The sequence below is a fragment of the Candidatus Hydrogenedentota bacterium genome, from assembly GCA_035450225.1.
In the GTDB taxonomy this organism is placed as follows: Bacteria; Hydrogenedentota; Hydrogenedentia; order Hydrogenedentales; family SLHB01; genus DSVR01.
In genome coordinates, this window is sequence record DAOTMJ010000061.1 from 1 (window position 1) to 19,990 (window position 19,990).

Annotated in this window: 15 protein-coding genes; 9 read left to right on the top strand and 6 right to left on the bottom strand. The window is 60.0% G+C overall.

The window, feature by feature from the left end:
* Nucleotides 1–325: hypothetical protein (locus tag P5540_18480; protein ID HRT66804.1), on the top strand; the 325-nt coding region annotated here is incomplete at its 5' end.
* Between the two features lie 160 nt (nt 326–485).
* Here the strand turns inward: P5540_18480 and P5540_18485 are convergent.
* Nucleotides 486–1,541: a formylglycine-generating enzyme family protein gene (locus P5540_18485; protein HRT66805.1), complete on the bottom strand. Its 1,056-nt coding sequence runs from the start codon at nt 1,539–1,541 to the stop codon at nt 486–488.
* A gap of 146 nt (nt 1,542–1,687) precedes the next feature.
* On the bottom strand, nt 1,688–4,753 hold the full coding sequence (locus tag P5540_18490; GenBank protein HRT66806.1) for a glycosyl hydrolase: 3,066 nt from the start codon (nt 4,751–4,753) through the stop codon (nt 1,688–1,690).
* A gap of 750 nt (nt 4,754–5,503) precedes the next feature.
* Between P5540_18490 and murG the strand changes: the two genes are divergently transcribed.
* Entirely contained in the window at nt 5,504–6,616 is a 1,113-nt protein-coding gene (murG, locus tag P5540_18495) for an undecaprenyldiphospho-muramoylpentapeptide beta-N-acetylglucosaminyltransferase (GenBank protein ID HRT66807.1), read from the top strand.
* A 121-nt stretch (nt 6,617–6,737) separates the two neighbouring features.
* Entirely contained in the window at nt 6,738–8,546 is a 1,809-nt protein-coding gene (locus P5540_18500; GenBank protein ID HRT66808.1) for a phosphoenolpyruvate carboxykinase (GTP), read from the top strand.
* Between the two features lie 82 nt (nt 8,547–8,628).
* On the opposite strand, the gene P5540_18505 is transcribed toward P5540_18500, so the two are convergent.
* The gene (locus tag P5540_18505; protein ID HRT66809.1) at nt 8,629–9,252 is read right to left on the bottom strand and encodes an ERG2 family protein; all 624 of its coding nucleotides are present in this window, start codon (nt 9,250–9,252) and stop codon (nt 8,629–8,631) included.
* Between the two features lie 128 nt (nt 9,253–9,380).
* On the opposite strand from P5540_18505, the gene lnt reads away from it, so the two are divergent.
* Entirely contained in the window at nt 9,381–11,000 is a 1,620-nt protein-coding gene (gene lnt / locus P5540_18510; GenBank protein HRT66810.1) for an apolipoprotein N-acyltransferase, read from the top strand.
* The gene (gene murJ, locus P5540_18515) at nt 10,997–12,580 is read left to right on the top strand and encodes a murein biosynthesis integral membrane protein MurJ (GenBank protein HRT66811.1); all 1,584 of its coding nucleotides are present in this window, start codon (nt 10,997–10,999) and stop codon (nt 12,578–12,580) included. Before lnt ends, murJ begins: the two co-directional genes overlap by 4 nt.
* Before the next feature lie 318 nt (nt 12,581–12,898).
* Here the strand turns inward: murJ and P5540_18520 are convergent, their stop codons facing one another.
* Complete coding sequence (locus P5540_18520; protein ID HRT66812.1) at nt 12,899–14,356, bottom strand: alpha-L-fucosidase; 1,458 nt, start codon at nt 14,354–14,356, stop codon at nt 12,899–12,901.
* 133 nt (nt 14,357–14,489) lie between these two features.
* Between P5540_18520 and P5540_18525 the strand changes: the two genes are divergently transcribed.
* Both P5540_18525 and P5540_18530 read left to right on the top strand, forming a co-directional pair.
* Nucleotides 14,490–16,007, top strand: coding sequence for an exo-alpha-sialidase (locus P5540_18525; GenBank protein HRT66813.1), 1,518 nt, complete (start codon nt 14,490–14,492; stop codon nt 16,005–16,007).
* Between the two features lie 104 nt (nt 16,008–16,111).
* Nucleotides 16,112–17,101: a glycerophosphodiester phosphodiesterase family protein gene (locus P5540_18530; protein ID HRT66814.1), complete on the top strand. Its 990-nt coding sequence runs from the start codon at nt 16,112–16,114 to the stop codon at nt 17,099–17,101.
* Nucleotides 17,102–17,123: 22 nt separating this feature from the next.
* Here P5540_18530 and P5540_18535 read toward each other — a convergent pair whose 3' ends face one another.
* On the bottom strand, nt 17,124–17,489 hold the full coding sequence (locus tag P5540_18535; GenBank protein HRT66815.1) for an MBL fold metallo-hydrolase: 366 nt from the start codon (nt 17,487–17,489) through the stop codon (nt 17,124–17,126).
* A gap of 63 nt (nt 17,490–17,552) precedes the next feature.
* Here P5540_18535 and P5540_18540 point away from each other — a divergent pair, with 63 nt between their 5' ends.
* Entirely contained in the window at nt 17,553–18,260 is a 708-nt protein-coding gene (locus P5540_18540; GenBank protein HRT66816.1) for a hypothetical protein, read from the top strand.
* Between the two features lie 206 nt (nt 18,261–18,466).
* Here P5540_18540 and P5540_18545 read toward each other — a convergent pair whose 3' ends face one another.
* Entirely contained in the window at nt 18,467–18,967 is a 501-nt protein-coding gene (locus P5540_18545; GenBank protein ID HRT66817.1) for a DUF134 domain-containing protein, read from the bottom strand.
* A gap of 237 nt (nt 18,968–19,204) precedes the next feature.
* Between P5540_18545 and P5540_18550 the strand changes: the two genes are divergently transcribed.
* Nucleotides 19,205–19,843 (top strand): flavin reductase family protein, encoded by a 639-nt coding sequence (locus P5540_18550; protein ID HRT66818.1) that lies wholly within the window; start codon nt 19,205–19,207, stop codon nt 19,841–19,843.
* Nucleotides 19,844–19,990 lie beyond the last annotated feature (147 nt).

The following is a 19,990-nucleotide window of genomic DNA, read 5'->3' on the forward strand; positions in this document are numbered from 1 at the left end:
TGCAACATGCGCCCTGAAAGGGCGCGACATCGTAGCCCAGGGCAACGCCCTGGGACGTGAACGGATCCTCCCGTCGCCAGCCCTGAAAGGGCGCGACATTGGTGTATTGGGTAAAATGTATCGCGCAACATGCGCCCTGAAAGGGCGCGACATCGTAGCCCAGGGCAACGCCCTGGGAAACGGAAACCCGCCACCGTCATGCGCCCTGAAAGGGCGCGACATCGTAGCCCAGGGCAACGCCCTGGGACGTGAACGGATCCTCCCGTCGCCAGCCCTGAAAGGGCACGACAGGCGCAACGGGGCCGGGCGCGGAATGCGCGAATGACAGGCTGGACAGTTTGCCGTCAATTGATCGCCGGTATTTCTCGCGTAGAGACAGGCTGGACAGCCTGTCCCACGAGATTCGTATTTGAATGTGATTGTCATTTCGACCCAAAAATTTCGGGCGCGCTGCGCGCGCCTGAGGAAAAAAGAACAAAGGAAATTTACTTGCGGGAAGGAACCGGGGCGCACAACCGCAACCCGCAAACGTTGTTCCTGTCGTCGGGATTGTCGAAGATGCGATACGACGACCGGCAGTTCCAGGAATAGCAGTCCCAACCGCCGCCCCGCAATACCCGGCTCATCCCAGTACTAGGTCCCTGTGGATCTAACTCTGCATCCGCCGTATATTCACCGTACCTGTCCTGGCACCATTCCCAGAGGTTGCCGTGCATGTCGTACAGGCCCCATGCGTTGGGCAATTTCTGGCCCACGGCATGCGAGATATCCAGCGAGTTGCCCGAATACCATGCGTAATCAACCAAGAGTTCGTCGTTGTCGCCGAAAGACCACTTTGTGGTGGTTCCGGCGCGGCAGGCGTATTCCCATTCGGCTTCGGAGGGCAGCCGGAAGGTTCCCTGTTCAAGCGCGTTGATCGCGGCGATAAAGGCTTGGCAGTCGTTCCAGGAGACGTTGTCGACCGGCCGGTTCGGATTGCTGGTGAAGTACGATGGATTTGCACCCATGACGGCCTGCCATTGCGCCTGCGTGACCTCGTACTTGCCCATGAGGAAGGGCTGCGTGATGGTCACAGTGTGCGTGGGCTGTTCGGAGCTGCTTTCGGTCGATCCCATCGTGAAACTGCCGGCGGGGATGGTGACCATTTCGAGCAGGACGCCGCCGGGCAATGTGATGGTGGTCGTGCCGGCGCTGGAGGACGCGCTGACCTTGGCGCGGGCGTTGACCCAATGCGCGTTGGGCCGGTCGAGGACGGCATTCCAGACGATGTGCCGGTTCGTCCCGTTGGTTATGCCCGCGCCCACGTCGCCGGAGAGCGCGCCGGAGGACGGCGTGACGTTCCAGTTGACGCCGTTGTTGTCGGAAAACAGGACGTTGATCGCGACCGGTCCCACCGCGCCCGACAGGTCGTAATAGACATCCACGATTTTCGAACCGTCGTTTCGCTGCGCCGCGCGGACGTTGGAAACCACCGCCTCGTCCGCCCATGCCGCCGCGCCGCACGCCAGCGCCCCGATCGCCAACCACCCGAATGCACGCATCGTTTCACCCTCCGTGTTCGCACTTCGCCCGGATCTTTGCGCGGCGGCGCGTCCGTCCTCACGCGTTTCCCATGGGCGTAACTCTGCCACGCTTCCCCGGGATTGTCAACGCGTCGTTGTTGGCCAAACAACAGGAACGGGTGCGGTCAACCGGCGGACACCACAAAGGGTTCGAACAGGCCGTATCCGACGCTGCTGTATTGCGCGCCGGGCGGCGGGCCGGGATCCTCGACCCTGTCGAACATGTCCGGCGCGGCAATGCCCAGCGGCGGATTGCCGTGATGGGGTCCCATGGTGTTTTTCAACGTGCCGTAGACGACGACCTCGACCGTATTGGAGCCCTCTACGATTAGCCCGGATACGTCGAGTCGGAAGGGCTGCCGGTAGATGTAGCCCGCCGATTTCCCGTTGACCGTCACTTCGGCCACGCTTCCGTACCACTTCGGCAAAGAGACCGTCCACGTTTCAGACGCAGTCAAATCGAAGGACGCCGAATACGACACGGCATCGCCGTAGAGGGGGCATCCCTGCGCGTTCCACGGCCCCGGCTGGAGCGGTTGCGGCGGCACGAGGACGAATCCCTTGTCCGCGGCCTTCAAACCGAAGTCTCCCAGCAGGTAGACGGCCTCGATTTCATGGAAGACCGAAAACGGGGACGCTTCGATCGTCAACCGGTTTTCGCCGGTCCGAACCGCGCCGGAAATGTCCACTTTCACGAAAGATTTGTCGAGCCACCATTGCGCCGGATCAACGACCACCGGTTTGCCGTTGCAGGCGACTCGATACAGGTCCGCGCGTTCAATGACGGCGTGAAGCGTCCCCGGCGGCGTTCCTTCCACGACAAACGCATATTCGGCCTTGAACCCGCTTTCCGCGGGAAACGTCATCGCGAGAAATTCGTCCTTGAACTGCACGGCGTGATCCCATGGATTGCGTTCGAGGCCGTTTTTCTGGAAGGCGAAACGTCCGGCCCGCCGGACGTGCATGTTTTCCCGCGTTTCGCCGCCCGCCGTCACCGTCGCGAAATCGAGCGTGAGGACGTTTGGACACACCCGGCGGATGTCCATCGCCGTCGTGGGCGGCGCCGGCCGTGGATCGCGTTTCGCCTTGGCGGGCGCGGCCGCCTCGATCGATTGGTCCGAGAAGAACAGCAGCAGACTGCCGCAGGGCGGCAGGTCCACCTCGACGCCGTCGCCGCCGAACGGATACGGCCGGCATTCGCCCGTGTCGGGATCCCATTGCTGGACGCCCTTGGCGCGGCTGCGCACGACGGCATGCGCGGGCGATTCGTTGGAGGTGTTCACGAAGAACACCAAATCGCCGTCGTCCAACCGGCGCCGATGGTGATACAGGATCCCGCCGTCGCCCTCCGGACGGACAACCGCGAAACCGTCTTTCACCCGCTCCCGCAGCGCGGTGGCCAGTTGGGCCGTCTCGATGCGCCTGCACTGGGCCAGAAGCGCCTCCGCGCGCGGCGACGCCTGCCCGTCAATGCGGGCGAGGACCGCCGGCTCGCAGGCCAACGCGACCCCGCCGTTTTCGATGAATGCCTCGAGCAGTTCCGCCGTGCGCGCGTTCAGATTTTCCGTGTGCGGCGGCAGCACGAAGGTGTCGTACGCGCGCTGTCCCACGACATACTGTGCGCCATCCGACGCCCCGTGCCGCGCAATGATGTCCTCGCAGCCGATATCGAATTCTGCCTGCGCCTTCGCGAGATCCGTCACGAGTTGCTGGAACGTGTTGCCGATCGTTCCCAGCGTATCGCCTTGCGCGCCCTGGTACATCCATGCCGTCGTCGTCGGTTCCAGCACAAGCGCGGGGTTGCGCTGTTCGCCGTGCGACAGCGCCGCCGACACGCGCGCGAAGTAATTGGCGATGACGTGGTAGGCCTTCCACCACGGCTCATGATAGGAGAATGTCACTGGATAGTCGCGTTTGCGCGCGCCGCGCAGCGTGATGTGCGACAGGTGCTCGTTGATCGTGTTGACGCCAAGCACCTGGACCCAGTCGCCGATCCGTTTCAAATCCTCGAACCGGATGTCCCACCCACTGCCGCCGTACGTCTCGCAGAGCGTTCGCGCGCACCCCATCTGGTTCGCGACGCTTTGAAGTTCCATCACGGCCCGGACGTTTCCGAATTGCGCGTGGACGCCCTCGCCGTACTGGTTGAACAGAATGTCAATGCCCGGCCGCTGCTGCCACGCCGACATGGCCATGTTGTCCGGCACGCTGCGCGTGTTCGGCCACTCGTGTTCCCAATAATGGCCGGTGAACTCGATGCCCGCCCGCGCGCAATAATCCCGGTACGGCTTGCCCCAGCGCTCGCCGAACAAGTCGAGCAGCGTTTGGTAGTAATCGTGCCGGACCCGTTTCCAATCCCCCGTCGCTTCCGTCAGACCCGGCAGATTGTCCATCAGCGAATAGCCGCGCCGCCGCTCGAATTCCCGTGGCAGATCGGGCGTCCAATGGAGTCCCTTCGCAGAGGCGAGGTGTGGCTCGTCGGTAAACGATCCGGGGATGCGCTTTCCCCATTCGCCGGGAAACGCTTTCCGGTAGGGGTCCAGCGTGATTTCGAGAAACTTTTCCGTGACGCCGGGACGAAGCAGGTCCACGTAGAACTTCCCGCCGAACCATGGCGATTCGCCGCCCTTCGAAAGGGTCGCCGCCAGATAGTCGCCCGTGAGGGACGGATTGGCGCGAAACGCCTCCGTCACGTTCTTCCACTGTTCACCGTCGCGCTCGAACACGGCAAGTACGTCCACATTCTTCAATGCGCCCAGGTTTTTGATGGGTTGCAGGACCAGTCCCATGCAACGCGCTTCCGGCATGGCTTCCGGCACGAATCCGCCCGCGAATCCCGACGGGTACGAATTCTCGTCGTAAATCCAGATGTTCATGTCGCGCTTTTCGGCCACGTCGAGCGCCGCGCGCCACATCCGAAACCAGTCATCCGACAGATACGGCGTCATCAGGCCGGGCCGCGGATGGACGAACGCCTGCCGCACACCCTGATCCGCCAACGCATTCAGACTGTACGCGACCTCTTCTTCGGTCAGCAGGTCGTTCCACACCCAAAGCGGCGCGGAGGCATATTCGCGCGGCGGGTTCCGAAACAGCGCGAAAACGCTCCCGGCATCCGCCGCCGCAAACGCCTTCGCGCCCGGCAAACCGGACATCATCAGAACAAACAAACAGAACAACGGCAAACGCATGTCGTACTCTCCTATGGTTGGAATCGCGTGCGCACCATCATAGCGTCCATAAGCGTCCGCCGCAACAGGCATCGCGCGAAAATATTTCGTGCTCCCGCTCGTGCTATTTTGAAAATACATTCGATCGCCACTCTGTTCGTGCGCGTGCGCGTAATCGTAATCGAAACAAGAAGTCGCGACATCTTCAATCGCTTGCGCGATTACCCCGGAAAACTCATTTTCGTCCCCACAGGGAAGACTCGAGGTCTCATGATAACTCGTTTTCGCCATCGAAGATCCAGGTTTTCGTTCTCCTACAACCAAGGACGGACCTATAGTTATTGAAAACCTGTTTGGTCTTGTTTCGTATGACCCAGCGGGATTGTGGGTACGAGTACGAGCAGGAGCACGAGCACGAGCAGGAAAGTGTGGCGTAAATAGTGGTTTGGATTGTTAGTACAATCAGATTACTTTGCCATGGACTCCGGACGGGGTGATGTTGCGTGTACGAAGTGAAAAAGCGCACAATTCAAGCGATGCAGAAGATGAAAATAATGTTTCATCACGGCAGAAAAATCCAACATGGGCGGTTGGCGATCGAAAACGCGCCAAAGGAAAAGGATATCAAGGGCATAGGCGACATAAACGATTTCGTCCACGGGGTCGCTGTCATTGACATCCGTGGCGACTTTTCTGTCCTTGGACATCTTCCCTGGATACGGCCCTTTCAGCGACAACGGCCCCATCCAGGATAAAACGGGTGGATTGCAGATGCGCATCATGATATCGGGCGGCGGCACAGGCGGACACACCTCGCCGGCGGTGGCCATCATCGAGGAACTCCGCAAACGCGATCCGCGCCTGGTGGTTCAGTGGGTCGGACGCAAGGGCGGAATCGAACAGAAGGTGGCGGCGCGCGCCGGGGTTCCGTTTCGGACGGTGCCCGTCGAGGGCTGGCCACGCAAACGAAGCCTTCGCAGGTTGTGGGTAGCGGCGAAATTGGCCGCGGGCGTTGTTCGCGCCATGCTTCACATAGCAAGTTTTCGCCCGCAGGCCGTTGTGGGCGTGGGGGGATTCGTCTGCCTGCCCCTGTGCTACGCGGCGCAACGGCTGGGCATTCTCACGTTTCTCCACGAACAAAACAAGCGGCTCGGCATGGCCAACCAACTGCTCGCGCCGCGCGCGACCCGGCTGCTGTTGAGTTATCCGGAAACCCTGGGACGTTATCCCGCCGACAAGGCGCGCGTGGTGGGCAATCCCGTGCGCGCGGGGTTCCTGCAACCGCCGTCCCGGGAAGACGCCCGCGAATCCCTTGGACTCGATGCAAACGTGCCGGTCGTGCTCGTTACCGGCGGCAGCCAGGGCGCACACACAATCAATGCCGCCATGAAGGAGGCCGTCCTCGACTTCGGGCCGCGGGATGCGCAATTCCTGTGGATGACCGGCGCTTCCGATGCTGCGTCCGCGCGCGAAGCCGCCTCGCGGTCGTCCGCGCGCGTGGAGGTTTTCCCGTTTATCGAGGACATGGCGCGCGCATGCGCCGCCGCGGACCTGATGGTGTGCCGCGCGGGCGCGTCGAGCACCGCCGAAATCGCCGCCATGGGCAAGCCGTCCATCCTCATACCGTATCCGCATGCGACGGACAATCATCAGGAACAGAACGCCCGGGCCTTCGAACAGGCCGGAGCCGCCGTGGTGCTGCTCGATGGCGAATGCACCGGCCAGCGTCTCGCGGAAACGATTCGCGGCCTGCTAAACGAACCGGAACGCCGCGCCGCCATGGCCAAGGCGGCCGTTTTGCTGGCGAAACCGGCCGCAGCCGAAACCATCGTCGAGGAAATCCTCACGCACGTCTTCCAGGCAGCCCCGCTGGAAGAGGCCTGACGGGCCGGGAAAAACGGACCGGCCGCCATCTTCAACGGTTTATAGTCGCGTCAGCCGCGAAAATTTGATCCTTATTACGGCTATATGTCATTATCCTCCCCCAAACCCGGGAACCATAATCATGATTCGATCGCACGGAAGAGCCACAACCAACAGTTATCTCAGGAACTGGGTCGAGGAAATGGCGGCGCTGTGCCTGCCGGACGAGATCGTCTGGATTGACGGCAGCACGGAACAACGCGACGAACTTCGCAAGGAAGCCTGCCGGACAGGCGAGATTATCGAACTGAACCAGGAGAAACTTCCGGGTTGCTATTATCACCGCACGCATCCGCTGGACGTGGCCCGCACGGAAGACAAAACCTTTATCTGCTGCCGGAAAGAGTCCGATGCCGGCGCCACCAACAACTGGAAGGCCCCGGAAGAGGCGTATGCGGAGGCGGCCAATTATTTCCGAGCCTCGATGCGCGGACGAAAGATGTATGTGGTGCCGTTTTCGATGGGGCCGATTGGATCGCCGTTCAGCAAAACCGGCATTGAGTTGACCGACAGCATTTACGTGGTTCTGAACATGCTGATCATGTGTCACGTCGGCCAGGAAGTCCTCGACACGCTTGGAAACAGCAACGATTTCACGCGATGCCTGCACAGTCGGGCCACGCTTGACCCGGACAAGCGCCGGATCATGCACTTTCCGGAAGACAATGCCATCTGGAGCGTGAACTCCGGCTACGGCGGCAACGTATTGCTGGGCAAGAAATGCCTGGCGCTGCGCATTGCCAGTTGGATGGCCCGGCAGGAAGGCTGGCTCGCCGAACACATGCTGATCCTGGGCGTCGAGGAGCCGAACGGCCAAGTCGAATATGTGGCGGCGGCGTTCCCGAGCGCGTGTGGCAAAACCAATCTCGCCATGCTGATCCCGCCGGAGGGACTCAAGAGCAAGGGCTACCGCATTTGGACCGTCGGCGACGACATCGCATGGATCCGGCCCGATACTGACGGACGCCTGTGGGCCGTCAATCCGGAAACCGGCTTTTTCGGCGTGGCGCCGGGCACGAATTCACGGACGAACCGCAACGCCATGTTGACGTTAACAAAGGAGACCATTTTTACCAATGTCGTGCTGGCCAAGGACGGAACCGTCTGGTGGGAAGACGGCGACGGCGATCCGCCCCAGGAAGCCACCGATTGGCTGGGCCGGGAATGGCACCCCGGTAAAAAGGACGAAAAGGGCAATGTCATTGCCGGGGCGCATCCCAATGCGCGATTCACGGCACCGGTAAGCCAGTGTCCCTCCATTTCGTTCCGGCGCGAGCATCACCACGGCGTGCCGATTTCGGCATTCATCTTTGGCGGACGCCGCAACACGCTGGCGCCGCTGGTCTATGAAGCCATGTCTTGGAACCATGGCGTATTCGTGGGTGCAAGCATGGCGTCCGAGCGCACATCGGCCCAGTACGGAAAACAGGGCGAAGTCCGGCGCGACCCGTTCGCCATGTTGCCGTTTTGCGGCTACAACATGGCCGATTATTTCAAGCATTGGATCAATATCGGCCGCGTGGTCAAACGTCCGCCGCATGTGTTTCACGTCAACTGGTTCCGGCGCGACAAAAACGACGATTTCCTCTGGCCGGGATACGGCGAAAATCTGCGGGTCCTCGAATGGATCCTCCAGCGTTCCCGCGGCGAAGGCAAGGCCCACAAGACCCCCATCGGCTATGTCCCCACGCAGGATGCGCTCGACATGACCGGCCTCAACCTATCCAAGAGCGTCATGAAAGAGTTGCTCAACGTGGACCCGGATGCGTGGCTGAAAGAGGCGGACGACATCGAAGCGTTTTTCGACACGCTCGGACCGCGGCTGCCGTGGGAACTGCGAAACGAGCTTGAAGCCCTGCGCCGGCGTTGCGAAGAATCGAAAAACCGGTAAATCGTCCGAAAACGTCCGGACCGTCCGATCATCCGCTTTGGACATGCGCCGCAAGCCCGAAGGCCACGCGGAAACGGAGGCGTCAGTCGAAGAAGGATCGGATGACCAAGGCGGCGTAATCCGCCAAAACTTCCCGCAGATTTTGGAGGTCCGCCGTGAGACTTACCGGTGCGAATGCGCCGATGGGCAAGGCGGCAGGGATGAACCCGCGCGTATACTCCAGCATCCATGTGTTTTCTTTCATCAGGTAGCCTTTGGCTTCGCCGCGCCTCAAGACCGCGCAGTCCCCGGGCTTGTACACCGTTTTTTCGAGATCGCCGGCCAGATAGGTCCACATTTCCCCCGCGAACATGCAGTCGTAGACGTCCATTTTCGCATAACGGCCCGAAAATCCCTCGCTGCCGATGGGCGTTCCGAAAATGAGCACATATTCGTTGAGGGAAGCGTAGAGGATAGCCATTTCGCCGAGCGTGCCGCCCGTGTAATTGAAGATCCAGTTCAGATTCGGCCTGATTTTGCCGGGATACCGCTCCTTCAGCGTGTTCAAGATCGTACCGATGGCCATTTCGGTGGGAAGCGCCGAGACCTCCTTGGCGATGGCGTGAATCTCCTCCGGCTCGAACACATATTTCTTCGCGCACCCCGCCCCCAACGGAATACATACCAGCACCAACAGGAATTTTTTGAAACGGCTTGCCTTGTTCATTGGCGGGACCCTCCAGGCGATGTTGCGCCGCACACGAATGTATCAGGCGGAACCTTTTCGCCTCAAGCCGGATTTTATTTTCGGGGATTTGACGCGGCGGCGTGTCGTCGCGCATGATCGGCGATACCATGAAATCCCTTTTGCGTCAATATGGCCCCAGTCTGCTTTCAGGCGCGTTGCTGGCGTCGGCGTTTCCCAAATGGGGACTCCACCCCGCCGCATGGATTGCGCTCGTGCCGTTGCTGGTTCAATCGCGCGGGGCCTCGCCGAAACAGGCCTTCGGCCGTTTCCTGCTTGCGGGATGGGCGTTCAATGCCTTTTTGCTGCATTGGCTCGCGGCCAATGTCTACTGGGCCGGGGGCTGGGCATTTTTCGGTTATCAGGTGTTGTGCCTGATCCTCGCGTTGTTCTGGGGAATGACGGGCACGGCATGGGTCTTGTTGCGCGTCCGCATGCCATGGGCGGGCGGGGGCGTTGGTTTCGCTCTGCTCTGGGCGGCCATGGAGTTTTTGCAGGCGCATCTCTTTTCCGGCTTCGGCTGGGGCGCCGCCGCGTACAGCCAGGGGCCGAACCTTCTTCTGGCCCAATGGGCGGCGGTGGGCGGCGCGCCGCTCGTGTCGGCGATTGTCGCGGCCTGCAATGCGTGGATCGCGGCGTCCATTTCGGGATGGATTGACGGCGGCGAACGCCGGGGGCTCTTCGCGGCCCGCCCGCTTGCCTGCGCCGGCATCCTGATGGCCGTCGCGCACGGCATCGGATGGTGGATGATCGACAAGCCCGACTACGCGTCGCGTCCGTTTTCCGCGGGGATTATCCAGACGAACTTTTCCCTCGAAATGAAGTGGGATCGCGAATACACCGCCGAAATGGTCCGCAATGCCGCGCAGAAGTCCCGGTGGCTCGCGCAACACGAGCGAGTGGATCTCTTCGTATGGCCGGAAGCGGCGGTAATGGCCAATGTGGATGATCCGCGAATCTGGCCGGAACTGTCCGGTCTTGTCAAGGATACCAAAGCCTATCTGTTTACGGGAGCCGGCCACGACAACGAAAAAACGGGCGGGTCCCCGAACTCGAGTTGCCTGATCGATCCGGATGCGGCCGTCGTGGACTACTACGACAAGGTCCACCTGGTGCCTTTCGGCGAATATGTGCCGTTCGCGAAATATTTTCCCTTCATCCAGCAGGTTGTGCCCGCAATCGGCGACGTCGAATTCGGAAGCGAATTGAAAATACTGAAGGCGCGCGGACGTTCCTTCGGTCCGCTGATCTGTTTCGAGGTCTTGTATGCGAATCTGGCCGAGAGGCTTCGGCGCATGGGCGCGGATTTTCTTGTCGTGATCACGAATCTCGGCTGGTTCGGCCAAAGCAGCGCCATCCCGCAAGAATACGAACTGGCGCGGATGCGGGCCATCGAAACGCGCCTGCCCCTCGTTCACTGCGCGAATACCGGAATATCCGGCGTGTTCGATCCCTGGGGACGCTTTGCCCCGGTGGCCGGCGTGTTCGGCCCCACCGGCATGTATGCGAACTATGCGGGACGCATCGCGCCCGAACAGACCGTCATGCAGCGTCTCGCGGCGTCCTTGCCGGTGTCCGCCCCGGCCAAGCGCCCTGTGCCCTACGGCCCCGTCGCGTTTCCATGGGTGGCGCTGGTCGCTTCGGGCCTTCTTCTCCTGTGCGCGGCTCTCAAGCCGCAGGAGGGCGTCCATCCTTCCAAGCCGCGTCCGCGCAGGAAGGAACGCGCATGAGCGAAACGCGGCAATTGTCGAAATCCACGGCCGTGTTCGCGTTCGGCACCATGCTCAGCCGCGTGACCGGCCTGATGCGGGACATTGCGATGGGCGCCGTCGTCCCCGCGGCGCCGCTGGCCGCGTTCAACATTGCCTTCCGGCTGAACAACATGCTCCGGGATCTGCTGGGCGAGGGCGCATCGAACGCGGCGTTCATCCCCGTGTTGTCGGGCATCCGGGAAAAAGAATCGCATGAGGCGTTTCGCGAGGCGGTTTCGGCGATCTTCTCGGCGCTGCTAATTATTCTGGGCGTTGTGACCATCCTGGGGTTCCTTTTCATCCCCGCCATTTTCCACCTGCTCGAACCGGTCGGGCTGATTGCCGGAACCAAGAAGCTGCCGCCGGACTACTTGGCGCTCATGGGACCTCTTGCGCGGTGGACGTTTCCATACATTTTCTTTATCGGCCTGACGGTTTTTCAGATGGGCCCGCTCTTCATCATGCGGCATTACAGCACGCCCGCGTGGTCCCCGGCGCTGCTCAACATCGCGCAATTGGGCGTGTGTTTCATTCTCTTCTTTTCCCCCCACGCATTCGGCGATCCGGCCTACGGCCTTGTCGCGGGGGCATGGGCGGGCGGCATCGGGCAATTCCTGGCGCAATATCTGGCCGTGGGCATTTTGGTGGGGGTGTGGCTGCCGAATTTTCGTCTGCGGCATCCCGCCATTCGTGCTTCATTTCTCTTGTGGGGCCCGGTAATCCTTGGGCAATCCGCCGGCGAGGTAAACAAACTCGTGGACCTGCTTTTTGCGACGGCCATGGGGCCGGATGTGGTCAACGGGCTGTATTTTTCCAACCGGCTGGTCCAATTGCCGCTCTCGGTGTTCGGCATTGCCATCAGCGCCGCGATCCTCCCCTCGGTTTCGCGATCGGTGGCGCGCGGGGAGATGGACGATGTCCGCTCGACTCTCATGCACGGGTTCCGGCAAAGTTTCTTTCTGATTTGCCCCGCCATGACGGCCTTGTTCGTCATTCCGGGACCGATTGTGGCCCTGTTGTTCGAAAGGGGGCATTTCACAGGAATGAATACCGGCATTACCGCGACGGCGACCGTCTATCTCGCCGCCGGCCTATTGAGTTTCGGCTGGGTCAAAATCGCCGTGACGGGATTCTACGCCGCAAAAGACACGCGCACGCCGGTGGCCGTCGCCTTCGCCAGCATGCTGCTCAATATCATCCTGATCTTCATTCTGGCCCCGCGCATGAATTTCCGCGGACTCGCTCTTGCCACGACCCTGTCGTACACGGCCAACTTCCTTGTGCTCTACGTCCTGCTGTGCGGACGCTACGGCCCCTTGTGGAATCGCGCATGGCTGGCGGGGATCGCGCGGATTGCCGCAGCCTCGATTGCAATGGGATTGGTCCTCCATTTCGGCTATGCGGCCATCCACGCGCGATTCCCCTTGGAAATCCTGCCACATCGCCTCGTGTGTGTTACGGCTTCGCTCGGATTGGCCGGTTGCGCCTACTTGGCGTTCTGCCAACTCCTGCGCGTGCCCGACATCCACCTGTTCGCATCGTTGCTGAAGAGAAAGTAGACTCGCATGCCTTCGAGCAGCCGGAAAGATCGCTTTTCTTGAAGGGGTGCGCACGGACCGGCCGTTACAGCCCGCCCGTGCGCGGAGGGAGGAGGGGGCAAGCAGGAAGTGTGGTTTCCCGCTCTCTGTACTGGTAACGAACAAATGCTTCCCGAGGATGACGCAATACAATGGCCCCGGCCGTCACCCGGCCGGTTGGCCCGGGTGGCGCCATCCTGCGATCTTGTGCATGGATTCGCGCGGTCCAAAATGCAACGCCGCAGGCCATTATGTTGAATTTGTTCTCGGGAGCCACGGCAAGCGCGCATGACGAAATGCTTACTTCCGCGCAATTTTCAGCACATAGGCATGTTCGCACGGGGGCTTTTTCGGGATGCGAACCACCAACGCATCATCCTGTTGGGTCCAGTCGAGGGATTGGGCGCATCCGAGCAAAGCGACATCGGACACGACGAGATCAGACGTCTTCTTCTTTCCAAGCGACACGACGCGGAACGCATCATCGGGCCAGCCGAGCATAATGGCATAAATTACGCCGTCTTTTGTCGTAAAGCGGATATCCCGGGCAGTGAACGGTTTTTCCATGTGATCGGAAAAGGAACCGGACTTGACGGCGGTTGGGCCTTCCGCGGCGATTGTCCACGGCCGCGTACCGTAGATGGCCTCGCCATTCGTCTTCAGCCATTTGCCGATGCCACGCAGGATCTGTTGGGCCTCTTTCGGGATCGTCCCATCCGGACGCGGGCCAATGTTGAGCAGGAGGCAGCCGTTCTTGCTGACGATATCGGCGAGTTCATGCACGAGCGACGACACGGAGCGGAAGCGATCGTTTTCGATGTATCCCCACGACTTGATGCTAATGGATGTGTCCGTCTGCCAGAAAAGGTCGCGGGTCTTGTCGAGTTTGCCGCGCTCGATATCGAGCACGGCGGCTTCGGGCGGAAAGGATTCGTTCTTGTAATTAATGGCGACGCCCTGTTTCCATTCCAAACCCCGGTTGTAGTAGTAAGCCGCGAACTCTTGCAGGTATGGCGCAAAGACGGGTTGTTCGATCCACCAGTCGAACCAGACCACCTGCGGACGGTACTTGTCAACAAGTTCTCGGGTGCGCGCAAGCCAATCGTCCAGAAATGCCTTGTCGGGCGTCGAGGCCTTTTCGGGCTGCGCGGGGCCGTAGAGCGCGTCCCATCGCCCGTCTTTCACGTCCGAGTCGAAGGTCTTTCCTTGATCGAAGAACCACCAGTGCTCGGCCCGGTGCGACGACACGCCGAAAACCAGTCCTTCCGCGCGGACCGCCTTGGCCAGTTCGCCGACAATGTCGCGTTTCGGCCCCATCTTCGTCGCGCAGTACTCCGACAAACCGCAATCGTACATCGCGAATCCGTCGTGATGCTCCGCGACCGGCACCACGTATTTCGCGCCGGATTCCTTGAAAAGACGCGCCCACTTCGCCGCATCGAATCGCTGCGTCTTGAACTTTGGAATGAAGTCCTTGTATCCGAATTCCGATTGGGGACCGTAGGTTTTGACATGATGCCTGTATTCGAGCGAATTCTTCCGGTACATGTTGCGGGGATACCATTCGTTACCGAAGGCCGGCACGGAGTAGACGCCCCAATGGATAAAAATCCCAAATTTGGCGTCCTTGTACCATTCCGGAACCTTGTACTGTTTCAGGCTGTCCCAATTCGCTTCGTATCGCATGGCTTTCTCCTCCTGCGCGAGTACCGACAGACTAATACATGCGCCCGCCACGATGATCGTCATGAATCGCATGGTGTGTTCTCCCTCTCGGTTGCACACGCCATGCTGGGCCATTTTACGCCACGAAGTCAATCCGCTTTTTTTGCGCGCCTTGCTCCGTTGCGGCGAATCTGATACACCATTTCCAGCAGCGGGAGGACTTGCGATGTCCACGATCATCGAAATCGGCCTCGCCGTGGGCGCATTGACCTTGCAGACGCTCGACGGTCATGAACTCATCATGCAAAATTACGCTTCGCGGCTTGGAACGGCGGTGGTTTTCCTGTCCAGCCGCGCGCCCGCGACGCAAGCAGCCGCGGGCATCATCTCCGACATGGCGGAAAAATATCGCCGGAAGGGTGTTCTGTTCGTGGGCGTGTTCTCGAATGCCGGCGAGACGCGCGACGAGATACGCGCTTTCTGCCAGGGGCGATCCCTGATTTTCCCCGTGTATCGCGATGTGGAAGGCCGCGCGGCGAAACGACTGGGCGCGCGCGTCACGCCTGAAGTCTTCCTGATAGACAAAGAGGGCGTCCTCGTCTATCGCGGCGGATTCGGCGATGCGAAAGCCGTTCAGGAAATCGAGAACCGGGTTATGCAGATGTCGAAAGACCAGGATGTCCAGCGCGGCGAATCTCCCGCCACCGGCACGCCGATTGGCGAAACGGGAAGCATGGGCGAAACCGCGCCCCCCGGCGAACCGGTCGCGTTCTCATCGGAAGTCATTTTCGAGAAGCAACCATGGGCGCCGGACCACCATTGCTCGACGATTGCCGAAGCGTTCAACGGCGATCTGCTCTGTGTATGGTTCGGCGGCAGTTTCGAGTCCGGCGACGATCAAGCGCTTTTTATCGCGCGCCGCACGAAGGGCGGGCGGATGTGGTCCGCGCCCGACCGTTTCGTCACAGGCCAACCGTTTCATCCGCCGGGCAACGCCGTCGTGTTCCGCGTGTCCGCCAACCGTATCGGCATCCTGTACGACCGCATGGACGAGGAACGGCCCATCCGCAGCGGCATGTGGGGCAAGGGCACGCTCATGTTCCGGTACTCGGAAGACAACGGCGCCACCTGGAGCAACGATCGCGAATTGACGGATATCCCCGGCGGGATACGCAACCCGCCGATTCTCCTGCGGAACGGCGACCTGCTCGTGCCCATCAGCGGCGCGCAGCCCGGCTTCATCACCACACGGGACGGCGGCGACACATGGACCGTGCGCGGATATATCCCGACCGGGAATTTTCGCGCGGGGCAACCGTCCGTCATTCAGCGGGCGGATGGATCGCTCTTTGCCGTACTGCGAAACGCCCCGTACATTCTTCAAAGCGAGTCCGCCGACAACGGCTCGACGTGGACGGAAGCCGTCCCCATGACATTGCGGTGTCCGCATGCCGGCATTTCGATGTGCCGGTTCGACAACGGCCACCTCGCGCTCGTCTTCAACGACAGTTCGATAAAACGCACACCGCTGTCCGTCGCGCTTTCCGAAGACGAAGGCCGCACATGGCGTCCGCCGGTCGCCCTTGAATCGAATCCCGGCGAGTATTCCTATCCGTGCGTCATGCAGTCGTCGGATGGACATATCCACGTGACGTACAGTTTCCTGCGAAAAACCATCAAACACGTCGAGTTCAACGAACATTGGATTCACCTGCTTTCGCCGGAACCTGCCGGGAAAAAGTGAAACCGGACAAGAAGGGCGTGTATTCAATGGACATAAACGCCGCCGCAGGCCGTTGTGCTGAATTTGATTGGGAGTGGCGGTGAATGGCTGAAATGGAGAAGGCAATGAAACGGAAGAAAGCAATTGTCGTGTCGGCGTTGTGCATCCTGGTCTTTATTGGGGCGGCGATTGGCCATGTGTATTTCCGGCAGATCCGCTGGCCCGCGCGACACATGGAAGCGGCGTCGAAGGCCATTCCGCGTCCGGCCGTCATTGCCCATCGCGGCGCATCGTGGTATGCGCCCGAGGAAACGGAACCCGCGTACCTTCTCGCGCGCGACCTCGGCGCGGACTATCTCGAACTGGACGTTCAACGCACAAAGGATCGCATCCTCGTCGCGTTCCACGACGACCGTGTCGAGCGGACGACGAACGCCGCGCAAATTTTCCCCGGTCGCGAGAAGGATGGCATCGCGGATTTCACGCTGGCCGAATTGAAGCAACTGGATGCCGGTTCGTGGTTCAACAAGGCCTACCCGGACCGCGCGCGCCCGAAATTCGCCGGCGTCAAGATCCTCACGGTCGAGGAAGTGATTGCGATTGCCGAATCCGGCACGAACAAGCCCGCGCTCTACATGGAAACCAAATCGCCCGCACGCCACGCCGGCTACGAAGCCGAACTGGTGGATCTGTTGCGGCGCCGTAACTGGCTCGGAACTTTCGATAACGGCATGGCGAAATCCGTGTTCCAGTCGTTCAGCATCGCCAGCCTGCGCCGAATCAAGGAACTCGCGCCCGATTCGCCGCGGGTGTATCTCATCGGCATGGGCATGCCGAAGGAAATCGGATGGGACCAACTCATCGCCGACGCCAAAGAGGTTGGCTGCGGCATCGGCCCCGTCGGCCTCATCGCGTGGCCGTGGAATAATGCCAAAGCCCACAACGCCGCGATCCATATCCACGCCTACACCGCCAACCACCCGTGGCAATTCCGCGTCTTCTCGTGGTTCGGCGTGGACGGTTTCTTCACCGACCGGTGCGATTTGCTCATGCAATATTACGGGAAGAAACCCGGCGGCGCGCCGGAGACATTGCTTGGCAAGCAGGGATATTGACGGCTGAGCGATTGATCTACCGTCAATTACGGACAGACCATGTAAAACGGCTTCCGGCGCCCGCCTGGACATACTGTTCCGGAAACTGTTCCATAAGGACGGGAAGAGCGTTATCACCGGTGCAATGGCATGGCGCCATACATTCTACGTGAAACTGTCTCAGGGCCCTTATGGTGGCTTCGAGCCGTTCCCCGGATGCGTTGACCAGATGCATGCCGCCAATGATCGCATGAATCGGCGAACCGTGCGTGAGCGATGAAACATACTCAATCGTATTGACCACTCCCGAATGCGCACAACCCAATAGAAGCACAATTCCTTCGGCAGTCTCCAGCCACATGGCCTGATCATCCGTGATGGCATCCTTGACTTGACAGGCCTCGTCCACAAAAAACGGTCCGCCGGTATCCTCAAAGGCTGTGCGGCGCGGAACGGGTCCTGTAATCCAGGCATGATCCGAGATTTGCATGGGACTGGTTGTGAAAATGATTTCCGCGGTTCTTGCGAAGAGGATTTCCGCAATCTCGGGACGCATGCCGATTGGTTTGTGTGGAGGCGTTTGCAGACAGCCGTATCTCATCCCAAAGGCATCCGGGTGCATAAAGATGCGCGGGGCGGCCGCCACCCCAAATACATACGGCAAACCGCCCGTGTGGTCGAAATGGCCGTGGCTAAGTGCAATGAAATCGGTTTGACGAAGGTCAACGCCAAGCACAGCGACATTTGCGGGAAGCGCCACACCCATCCCGGTATCGAAAAGGATATGTTTCCCGTCTACACTGACCCACATCGAAAGGCCATGCTCCGTGGTTATCCCAGGAGCGACAGCCTTGTTATCCGCCAGTATCAAAACTTCCATTTGTTCCGTCATGTCATCTCCAACCCATTGTGGGGCCTTTGTCCTGGAAGGATTCCCTGCCCGATGGCGATTTCGCGCAAAATGTCAGTGATGACAAGCACAAAACCCGGTGCCGGTCTGAAGCGTTCCGGAAAGATACGCCTCGACTGCTTTCCGGGCCGGCAATTCCGTTTGCACGATCAGCGGTTCAATGTTGAAAGCCTTGAGCGCTTCGGCTGCACGCCATCCCATGCCACGGCAAAGGATTGCCTCGCAGTCTTGAAGGGCTTCTCCCATTGTTGCATGATGGCGCCCGTGTGAGTGGCCATGCGGACCCGATCCGTGGCATTCGCCAGGGGGGTCTCCGCCTTGGCCATTTACCCGGACTTCTTCTCTCGCTATCCGCCCTTCTTCAATCTCGAAAATGAGAAATGAAGCGCTTCTGCCGAAATGGGCTGCGATAAAAATCCCGTCATCGGACGGTACGGCAATTTTCTTCATAATCAATCGTTCCTTTCATTCTTGCGTTATTTTTCCTGTTTGAATTGGCCGCGTCGGCGGCAACATTGTCTACGAACCTGTCGTTGTCCTCTCCGTCTTCCGCCCGGTACTTGCATCCCGGCGGTTTCGCGGCAGAAGTTCGTACTCTTACAGTTTGGGCATCCATCCGGTCGGCCGCATCCAAAAGGGGTTTCCCACCTATGTTCACAGTCCAGACACTGGAATTGTCTTGTCGCCCGCATCTCGATCTTTCCGCCTTCAATTTTCAAGGCCTTCCCATAGACGAGGGCTTGGGCCGTCTTTCCTCGTGCGCTATCGAGAATCCGGCCAAAAGTCTGGCGCGACACATCCATGGATGCGGCTGCCGCTTCCTGATAGAGTCCCTCCCAGTCCGCCAACCGCAACGCCTCGAATTCATCCAATGTCAATACAATTTCTTCAAGCAAACGGACAGGGATGCCTGCCGGCTTAAAGACAACACATGGCGGTTCCCGGCTGATTCGACGACAACATTGTGGACGCGGCATAGAACGGTATCTTTTCTCACATCGAATATATTATGAGCATATGCCCATAATTTGTCAAGGTGTCGAATGTGCATTTGCCTTTTTTCCGCCCACCAAGTAAAAGGGTCCGTAACCGTTCCCCGTGGCCGGCTGCGCATTTCTCGCACACGAAGGATCATTATCGCAATCGTGAACGATTTTGTGGTTATAATCGAAGCGGCAATCGTGTGGTTGGCAAGAAGGCAAGGAGGATTCACGATGCAACGCGCAACAATGAAAAAGGGCACGGGGCTGGCGCGCCGCCGGAAGAAACGCGAGGAAGCGGCGCCGATACAAAAGATCGTGTGGGAACCGGGCACAATGCTCAATCCGGTGCCGGTCGTGCTCGTGTCCGTGCAGGACGGGGACGGCCCGCCGAACCTTTGCGCCGTGGCATGGACCGGAACGGTGTGCAGCGAACCGCCGATGCTGGCGCTGGCGTTGCGCCCGAGCCGGCTGACCTACGACATCCTCGTGCGGACACGCGAGTGCGTCGTCAATATCCCGTCGCCGAAACTCATCCGCGCAACGGATTACTGTGGTTGCGTGTCGGGGCGCGAGGTGGACAAGTTCGAGCGGACCGGCCTGACGCCGGTTCCAGCCAGCAAAATCCATGCGCCGATCGTACTCGAATGTCCGATCAATCTGGAATGCGCCGTGAAGCAGATCCACGAACTCGGTGTCCACACTTTGTTCATCGCGGAGATTGTCGCGGTTCAGATTTCGGAACACCTCGTTTCGCCCGGCGGTCGCCTCGCATGGGAAAAGGAAGGACTTGCCGCTTTCGCCCACGGCGGCTATTACGCCCTCGGCAAGAAACTCGGCCACTTTGGATTCTCCGTCAAGAAGGCGAAGTAAGCGGCAGGGGGAAGAATTTTCTCGGAGACTCATGCCGTTCTTGATCGAACGAGGAGACGGAAAAGCGGCAAGATGCCGCTTCCTGGAGTTTCTACATTTTCAGATCGGTCGAATGAGACGGTGTTCGACACGAAGTCCCGGAGGGAC

Bases quoted from the DNA above. Each gene is read 5' to 3' on its own strand.
- P5540_18545 (HRT66817.1), bottom strand. From the start codon at position 18,967: ATGCCGCGTCCACAATGTTGTCGTCGAATCAGCCGGGAACCGCCATGT.
- P5540_18540 (HRT66816.1), top strand. From the start codon at position 17,553: ATGATCCGAGATTTGCATGGGACTGGTTGTGAAAATGATTTCCGCGGT.
- P5540_18485 (HRT66805.1), bottom strand. From the start codon at position 1,541: ATGCGTGCATTCGGGTGGTTGGCGATCGGGGCGCTGGCGTGCGGCGCG.
- P5540_18520 (HRT66812.1), bottom strand. From the start codon at position 14,356: ATGCGATTCATGACGATCATCGTGGCGGGCGCATGTATTAGTCTGTCG.
- murG (HRT66807.1), top strand. From the start codon at position 5,504: ATGCGCATCATGATATCGGGCGGCGGCACAGGCGGACACACCTCGCCG.
- lnt (HRT66810.1), top strand. From the start codon at position 9,381: ATGAAATCCCTTTTGCGTCAATATGGCCCCAGTCTGCTTTCAGGCGCG.
- P5540_18525 (HRT66813.1), top strand. From the start codon at position 14,490: ATGTCCACGATCATCGAAATCGGCCTCGCCGTGGGCGCATTGACCTTG.
- P5540_18500 (HRT66808.1), top strand. From the start codon at position 6,738: ATGATTCGATCGCACGGAAGAGCCACAACCAACAGTTATCTCAGGAAC.
- murJ (HRT66811.1), top strand. From the start codon at position 10,997: ATGAGCGAAACGCGGCAATTGTCGAAATCCACGGCCGTGTTCGCGTTC.
- P5540_18490 (HRT66806.1), bottom strand. From the start codon at position 4,753: ATGCGTTTGCCGTTGTTCTGTTTGTTTGTTCTGATGATGTCCGGTTTG.
- P5540_18550 (HRT66818.1), top strand. From the start codon at position 19,205: ATGCAACGCGCAACAATGAAAAAGGGCACGGGGCTGGCGCGCCGCCGG.
- P5540_18505 (HRT66809.1), bottom strand. From the start codon at position 9,252: ATGAACAAGGCAAGCCGTTTCAAAAAATTCCTGTTGGTGCTGGTATGT.
- P5540_18530 (HRT66814.1), top strand. From the start codon at position 16,112: ATGAAACGGAAGAAAGCAATTGTCGTGTCGGCGTTGTGCATCCTGGTC.